The 7,192-nt window shown below is 57.7% G+C and carries 8 protein-coding genes and 2 pseudogenes; 6 read left to right on the forward strand and 4 right to left on the reverse strand.

Annotation, left to right across the window (positions count from 1 at the left end):
• On the reverse strand, nucleotides 1–690 hold a 690-nt coding region (locus Q1B15_RS06145), incomplete at its 3' end, for a hypothetical protein (RefSeq protein ID WP_299751666.1).
• Between the two features lie 257 nt (nucleotides 691–947).
• Here Q1B15_RS06145 and Q1B15_RS06150 point away from each other — a divergent pair.
• Nucleotides 948–1,133: a hypothetical protein gene (locus tag Q1B15_RS06150; RefSeq protein WP_299751669.1), complete on the forward strand. Its 186-nt coding sequence runs from the start codon at nucleotides 948–950 to the stop codon at nucleotides 1,131–1,133.
• Nucleotides 1,088–1,331: pseudogene (gene tnpA, locus Q1B15_RS06155) on the forward strand (IS200/IS605 family transposase); the annotation flags it as partial. The gene Q1B15_RS06150 and the pseudogene tnpA, both read left to right, overlap by 46 nt.
• 4 nt (nucleotides 1,332–1,335) lie before the next feature.
• On the opposite strand, the gene Q1B15_RS06160 reads toward tnpA, so the two are convergent.
• From Q1B15_RS06160 to serS, 3 genes are all read right to left on the reverse strand, one after another.
• On the reverse strand, nucleotides 1,336–1,569 hold the full coding sequence (locus tag Q1B15_RS06160) for a hypothetical protein (RefSeq protein WP_299751672.1): 234 nt from the start codon (nucleotides 1,567–1,569) through the stop codon (nucleotides 1,336–1,338).
• A 358-nt stretch (nucleotides 1,570–1,927) separates the two neighbouring features.
• Nucleotides 1,928–2,263 carry a glycosyltransferase family 2 protein gene (locus Q1B15_RS23360; protein ID WP_366141682.1) on the reverse strand — a complete coding sequence of 112 codons (336 nt, stop codon included), beginning with the start codon at nucleotides 2,261–2,263 and terminating at the stop codon, nucleotides 1,928–1,930.
• A gap of 216 nt (nucleotides 2,264–2,479) precedes the next feature.
• A complete protein-coding gene (serS, locus tag Q1B15_RS06170) occupies nucleotides 2,480–3,769 on the reverse strand; it encodes a serine--tRNA ligase (RefSeq protein ID WP_299751678.1) in 1,290 nt (429 codons plus the stop codon).
• Nucleotides 3,770–3,949: 180 nt separating this feature from the next.
• Here serS and alaE point away from each other — a divergent pair.
• From alaE to secF, 4 genes and pseudogenes are all read left to right on the forward strand, one after another.
• Nucleotides 3,950–4,306, forward strand: a pseudogene (alaE, locus tag Q1B15_RS06175) (L-alanine exporter AlaE); the annotation flags it as partial.
• A gap of 145 nt (nucleotides 4,307–4,451) precedes the next feature.
• Nucleotides 4,452–4,778, forward strand: coding sequence for a preprotein translocase subunit YajC (yajC, locus tag Q1B15_RS06180; RefSeq protein ID WP_299751680.1), 327 nt, complete (start codon nucleotides 4,452–4,454; stop codon nucleotides 4,776–4,778).
• A 9-nt stretch (nucleotides 4,779–4,787) separates the two neighbouring features.
• Entirely contained in the window at nucleotides 4,788–6,452 is a 1,665-nt protein-coding gene (gene secD, locus Q1B15_RS06185; protein ID WP_299751683.1) for a protein translocase subunit SecD, read from the forward strand.
• A 4-nt stretch (nucleotides 6,453–6,456) separates the two neighbouring features.
• A partial coding sequence (gene secF / locus Q1B15_RS06190) for a protein translocase subunit SecF (RefSeq protein ID WP_299751686.1) occupies nucleotides 6,457–7,192 on the forward strand: 736 nt, incomplete at its 3' end.

The raw sequence follows: 7,192 nt of genomic DNA on the forward strand, positions 1-7,192 counted from the left end.
AACGAAAAGCGTTGCAAGCGTAACGGCTCCTATGGCCGCAAGGGCTGCGATCATCGGTATTGTCGTCATGTTTTGCACGACCAGGCCGATCAACGCCCATGCGACGGCAAAGACGTATGTGCCGGGCGCTTTTCGGGTCAGGATCATAATCATAGCGATGACGAAAACGATCGATATGGTAATGACCGCCCAAGTGACCTGACTGAATGCCACGCCGTAGCCCGCACCCAAAAGTGCGACCGAGACGCTGCTGGCAGCCGTTAGCCAGCCCGCATAGAGGCCAATTGGTGCGCGCAGAAGCCACCGGTCGTTCTGGGGCGTTCGCAACAGGGCGATAAGCGCGGTGACCAGCATTGCCCAGATCAGGACAGTGGCCCAGATGGGGCTGACTTCCGCCACGGGAAGCCAGATTGCTCCTATTGCGAGCGAGATGAGAAGCGGCGGGCGCGTGGCGGTCCAGTCAGGATCATCAGCCCGTGCGAAAAGGCCAAAGCCGGTCGAGGCAAGGAGCCAGAGGTAGATCGGTCCCCAGATCGCGAATGCGTAGCCCGCGGGTTGGGCCGGAGGGCTGTCTTGCGGCACCGGGTAGGCGTTTGGATCAAAGCCGTCAAATGAGATGATGAACGGCCCCCCCGCGAAGGCGATGGCGGCGGTGAACACAAGGATGGCGTAGGCGCGGTATGAAATCATGTCTTTTAAGTGGGGCGCGAGGGCAATCTGGCAAGGGCTTGCTGCTTTTGCCGGTTTGGGTCGGCGGGCGCGCGCTTTCGGCGGGTTTGTGCATTGGCCTCGGCTGAACGGCGCGGTTGGTTTGGGGGGGCGCGAAATGGCCGGAGACTCACAAGGGGCGTCTGGACGGTTGTGACGGGTGAGTTTGCCCCCTCATATCGGTGTCGAAGCTTCATCCGCCTGTCGGCGGGACCGCCATTCAATCAGGAGAGATTCGGATGAGAATTATTTCGATTTTAGCTGCTTGTGCGATGTTTGGCGGCGCGGTCTGGGCACAGGCTCCGGTTGAGGGCAGCGATGGAGACGGCATATCTTCGATGGAAGATGGCGCGGTCGATGAAGAAGAGCTTCCTGCGGCGACCATGTGCATATGTTCGTGTCGGTGCCACCGAAACTTGCGGTGAGCCACCTTATGCGGTTGATGAAAGGGCGCTCGTCGCACAAGGTACAGCGGGAATTTCCGCAATTGAAGAAACGCTACTGGGGCTGCCACTTTTGGGGCCGCGGCGACTTTTCGACAACCAACGATACTCTCACCGAAGACATCGTACTGCAGTACCTCGAGCGATCATATCGCTGATGCTACCGGCATCAGATGGTAGTCGTTCAGTCGTTCTTAGGGTCGCCGCCGGCGCCTTTCGCCGGCGACGGCTTTTTCTGTTCCACAGCGATGTTCATGATTTCCGCACGCCGGGCGCGGTAGTCGGGATTCGCGTTCAGCGCGTCGATCCGTACTTGGTGGGCGGCGTTGCAGGCGTTGTGGAGGGGCATGAGTTTTTTGTCATCCACGAAGTCTTTGTCGGCGGCGCGCGCGAGGGACTGGCCCTTTGAAATGTCCATATTTCAGTGCGAGTTACGATTGCGGTGCCGGGAATACGCATTTGAGACTTGTTTGTCTTTGATGACGCCATCGCCACGCCTTGACGAGGAAGCTGTTGATCGAGCGCAACGGGTAGTGCTTAAGTGAAATGAGGTCGCGTTTTTCACGCCAATGATACCGTTTTTCTTTGGATCCTCAGCACGCTCTGTGATGCGATTGCCTGCGCCGTCAGGCCAGACGGCGTCGGTTGCCTAGGGGTCAAGGTCGGGGTGGTGGTTTCGGATTTTCTCAACGCGTGGCGACAGGCGGGGCATATAAGTAACGCCGATGTTGGCGTGCCAACGTCCCGGTCGCGGGGTGTCGTGGGCTGGAAAAAGGTCAGTGACCCAACCCGGTTGGAAGGCCTCGTGGTGATTTTTGCCCTAGTTCAGTTCGCAGATCGACAAAACGTCGAAGGGATCGAGGTTTGCCAAAAAGGCTTTGAAGCGTGCCGTCGCCTGTGCGGATGTTTACAAACTCGTCGACATCAATTGGGAGCATGAAATCGGCTGCGCGAAACACCGGCATGGTCTGGACGAAGCTGAGGGCAGCCGGTTGGGAGTAGCTACGTCCAAAAAGGCTGCCGGGGTTGGGCAGCAGGGTGAGGTCGCCGCGCGCGTCGAGATGATCTAGAAGTGTGTCGGGTCCATCGGTGCAATCATTTAAAAAAGACAACGAAATCTGTGACGCTGAGGGCCCTGTGTCACGCGAGCCAGTCCAGGATGAACGGGCCTTCGTCCTTCATGCAGCTCGCCAGCAGGACGCGCGGATGGGGCGGGGGCCATGGAATGTTCAATTGAACGCCTTGGCTACATTGCGTGTCGAGCATCCGGGGATGCTTCGGCTTTTCGGGAAGTTTCCGCGAAGCCGGAGCGGGGGGCAATGGGGCGATCAGGCGAGGTCGCCGTCCGGTGTGATCCGGGATTTGCCACCGAGCCATGGGCCAAGCCCTTGTGGCAGAACCACGCCGCCGTCCTCGGTTTGACCGTTTTCAAGGACCGCGATCAGGCAGCGACCAACCGCGAGGCCCGATCCGTTCAGGGTGTGAAGGAACTGCGGTTTGCCGTCTTCGCCGCGAAAACGCGCATTCATGCGGCGGGCCTGGAACGCGCCACAGGTCGAGACGGACGAGATCTCGCGGTAGGTATCTTGCCCCGGCAGCCAGACTTCGATGTCGTGGGTGCGCCGTGCGCCAAAGCCCATATCGCCGGTGCACAGGATCATCGTGCGATAGGCGAGGCCGAGGGCTTCTAGGATGCCTTCGGCGCAACGGGTCATTCGGGCGTGTTCGTCTTCGGATTTATCCGGGTGCGTGATCGAGACCATTTCGACTTTTTCGAACTGGTGTTGGCGCAACATGCCAGAGGTGTCGCGTCCTGCGCTACCGGCTTCCGAGCGGAAACAGTTGGTGTGGGCGACATATCGGCGGGGGAGATAGTCCGCGCTGAGAACCTCGCCTGCGACAATATTGGTGAGCGAGACTTCGGAGGTCGGGATAAGCCACATGCCTTCGCGGGTCTGATAGCTGTCCTCGGCGAATTTCGGCAGTTGATTGGTGCCATACATTGCCTCATCGCGCACGAGGATGGGCGGGATGACTTCGATCAGGCCGTTTTCCGTGGTGTGTGTGTCGAGCATGAATTGCGCGAGGGCGCGGTGCACGCGGGCGACGGCACCGGACATGACGACAAAGCGGCTGCCGGATAGTTTGGCGGCCGTTTCGAAATCCATACCGCCTTTCACACCTTTGATTTCAAAGTGTTCTTTCGCCGAAAAGTCGAACGCAGGCGGCGTGCCCCAACGGTGAAGTTCGACATTGTCGTTTTCGTCCTTGCCCTCGGGGACGTTGTCATACGGCAGGTTTGGCAGCGACATCAGGATGTCGCGCAGCTTGGCGTCAAGGTCCTTGGCGGTCTGTTCTTGCTCCGCCGTCGCCTTTTTCTTGTCTGCAACTTCAGCGCGCAGACGCTCGAATTTTTCGGTGTCGCCTGCGGCTTTGGCCGCGCCGATTTCTTTGGCGGCTGCGTTGCCTTCGGCTTTCATCGCTTCAGCCGCCTGAATGGCCGTGCGGCGCGCTTCATCGGCGACCAAGATGCTCGACGACGCGTCCGAAATCCCGAGCCTGGTCATGGCGGCGTCGAAGGTGCTTGGGTTTTCGCGAATTGCGCGGATGTCGTGCATCTGTCCTCTCCTTTGAGGGTTGGTTCAGGATGCGCGCTATATGGCGGATTTTTTGACTCGTGCAAATGGGGTTTTGCGGCGGGCTACCGGGGATTGATTGCATCGCGCGGATCAGCGACAGGTAAAGGATGTGTAAAGCGGTTGTCGATACATTGACCTCGATCGTATTTTTTCACGACCGTTGCGGCGTTCTCTGATTTGAATATCGCGGGGATGGCGCCGGGAGAGGAGTTGATTACGCGGCTGATCGTGGTGCCGATGATGATTGTTGCGGTGCGGCCGTACGGCATTCACCGTGATTGGATGTTTGCAAAGACGATCTCAACGGTTGGGTGGCGCCGTAGGCTTATGGATGTGGTGGCGTTCCTGACGTTCCAATTGCCGGTCTATGCCGTGACGCTTATTGTGTCGGGGGAATCTTTTGTGCAAATTGCGACCCTGCTTCTTACGATCGCGGTTTTGATGGTCGTCTTGAGCCGTCCTTTCGGGCTGTATCTTGAGCGGGTGCGAGGTTGGTTTGGGGTTGCAGAGGTGTGAAGTTTTTTTGAAGCACGGGTTTCAACTTAATTTCATCGTGACAACCGCCTGCCCGTTGCTTGCCAACCATACTGCCCCTAGGTAGGGTGCGCGCCAAGCTTAAACGGGACCACTACGCGGCCCAACAAAGACAAGGAAAATCTAGATGTTCGTTACGCCTGCATATGCGCAAGCGGCTGCCGGTGGCGGGGATGTATTTACGTCTCTCGTTATCCCGATGGTGCTTATTTTCGGTATCATGTACTTCCTGCTGATCCGCCCGCAGCAAAAGAAGCTGAAAGAGCATACGGGCATGGTCGAAGCGCTGCGTCGTGGTGATCAGGTCGTGACCGCCGGCGGGATCGTCGGCAAGGTGACCAAGGTGCGCGACGACGCCGAGATCGAGATCGAGATTGCAACCGGCGTCAGCGTTCGGGTCATTAAGCATACGATTACACAGGTCCGGTCTAAAACCGAACCCGCGAATACTTAAGGGTTTTTCATGCTTCAGATCGCCGCTTGGAAGCGATTTGCCATTTGGGCGGTTTGCCTGCTTGGCATGCTTCTCGCGTTCCCGAACGGATTTTATTCTCGTGTGGAACAGCACAATGACGCCATGGCCGAAATAGAAGCGCTTGGGTCTACGCCTGAGCGTGAAGAGGCGGCCGGATCGTGGCCGTCGTTCTTGCCATCCACACTGGTCAATCTGGGGCTTGATTTACGCGGAGGCGCACATCTTCTGGCCGAGGTGCAGGTTGCGGACGTCTATACCGAGCGCATGGACGGCTATTGGCTTGGGGCGCGCGACGCCCTTGTGACGATCCGCGATCAGGTCGGATTTGTGGAACGCGTCGAAGATGCGCCAGCGGGCGAGTTGCACGTGCGGATTTCGCAGGCCGAGGCACTCCCGGCCGCTTTGACGGCGGTGCGGGCTTTGGCGCAGCCGGTTGCCTCATTGACCGGGGTCGGGGCGACAGACATTTCGGTGTCGGGGCGTGGCAATACAATTATTATAACCTTGTCGGCGGAAGAGAAGGCAGCGACGGACAGTCGCACGATACAGCAATCGCTGGAGATCATTCGCCGCCGGGTCGACGAGGTTGGCACGCGCGAGCCGACGATCCAGCGGCAGGGTGCGGACCGCATTTTGATCCAGGTGCCGGGGATTGGCTCGGCTGAAGAGCTGAAGGCGCTGATCGGGACGACGGCGAGGCTGACCTTCCATCCGGTTATCCAACAGACCAGCAATGCCGATGTTCAGCCCGGACCGGGTGAGATAATCGTGCAGGATCTCGACGACACGTCGCTTTATTACATTTTGGAGCGTCAGGCGGTTGTCACGGGCGACGATCTTGTTGATGCGCAACCTGGTTTTGATCAGAATGGTTTGCCGTCGGTGACGTTCCGGTTCAACCCGTCGGGAGCCCGTGTTTTTGGCCAGTATACGACTGAAAACACCGGCGCGCCGTTCGCGATTGTTCTTGATGATCAGGTGATTACGGCACCCCGCATCAACGAGCCGATCACTGGCGGGTCGGGGCAGATCACCGGGAACTTCACTGTCGATAGCTCGACGCAACTGGCTATTTTGTTGCGCGCGGGTGCTTTGCCTGCTGAGATGACTTTCCTCGAAGAGCGCACAATCGGGCCTGAGTTGGGACAGGATTCGATTGAAGCCGGGCGCATTGCGTCGCTGATCGCTTTTGCTGCGGTTTTGGTCTTTATGACGTTGTCCTACGGCCTTTTTGGGGTTTTCGCGAATATTTCCTTGCTGTTGAATGTTGGGCTTTTGTTCGGAATTTTAAGCTTATTGGGCGCGACGCTGACGTTGCCGGGGATCGCGGGGATCGTGTTGACCATCGGCATGGCTGTTGATGCCAACGTGTTGGTGTTCGAGCGAATACGCGAGGAATTGAAGACCGCAAAGGGGCCGAGCCGGGCGATTGAGCTTGGCTACGAGAAGGCTTTGAGCGCTATATTTGACGCCAACATCACCACGTTCATGACGGCGATGATCCTGTTTGCTTTGGGGTCGGGGCCGGTGAAGGGTTTTGCGGTGACGTTGATGATCGGAATTGCGACGTCGGTGTTTACGGCGATTTTTGTGACGCGCTTGATTGTCGTCATGTGGTTTGAGCGGAAACGTCCGCGAACAATCGAGGTTTAAGATCATGAGATTGAGACTTGTTCCCGCAGAGACAAACTATGATTTTTTCCGCTATCGCTATGTGACGATAGGGGCTTCGGTTGTTGCCTTCATTGCGTCGATCATCTTGTGGCTGACCGTCGGTCTGAACTTCGGCATTGATTTCCGGGGCGGCACAACCATCCGGACCGAGGCCGTGCAGCCCGTCGATGTGGGCGCTTACCGCGATGCGGTTGAGGCGCTGCAACTTGGAGACGTGGCGATAAGTCAGGTGTTCGATCCGACGTTTCGCGATGATCAAAACGTATCAATGGTCCGTATTCAGGCGCAGGACGGTCAGGAAAGCGTGACCGGCACAGTGATCGTAGAGGTAGAAGCCGCGTTGAAATTGGTTGATCCGACTCTGAAGTTTACATCCGTAGAAAGCGTCGGCCCGAAGGTGTCGGGAGAGTTGATCCGCACGGCGTTGCTTGCTGTGGCGGGAGCACTTGTGGCGATCCTGATCTATATCTGGTTGCGGTTCGAGTGGCAGTTTTCTGTCGGCGCGGTTGCGGCGCTTTTTCACGATGTAATCCTGACGATTGGTATATTCAGCCTGCTTCAGATCCGGTTTGATCTGGCAACGATTGCGGCGATTCTGACGATTGTTGGGTACTCGATCAACGACACGGTGGTGATCTTTGACCGCCTTCGAGAAAACTTGCGGAAATTTAAGACGACGCCGTTGCAGGAGATCATGAACAAGTCGGTGAACGAGACAC

Source organism: uncultured Boseongicola sp. (genome assembly GCF_937988555.1).
In the GTDB taxonomy this organism is placed as follows: domain Bacteria; phylum Pseudomonadota; class Alphaproteobacteria; order Rhodobacterales; family Rhodobacteraceae; genus Boseongicola.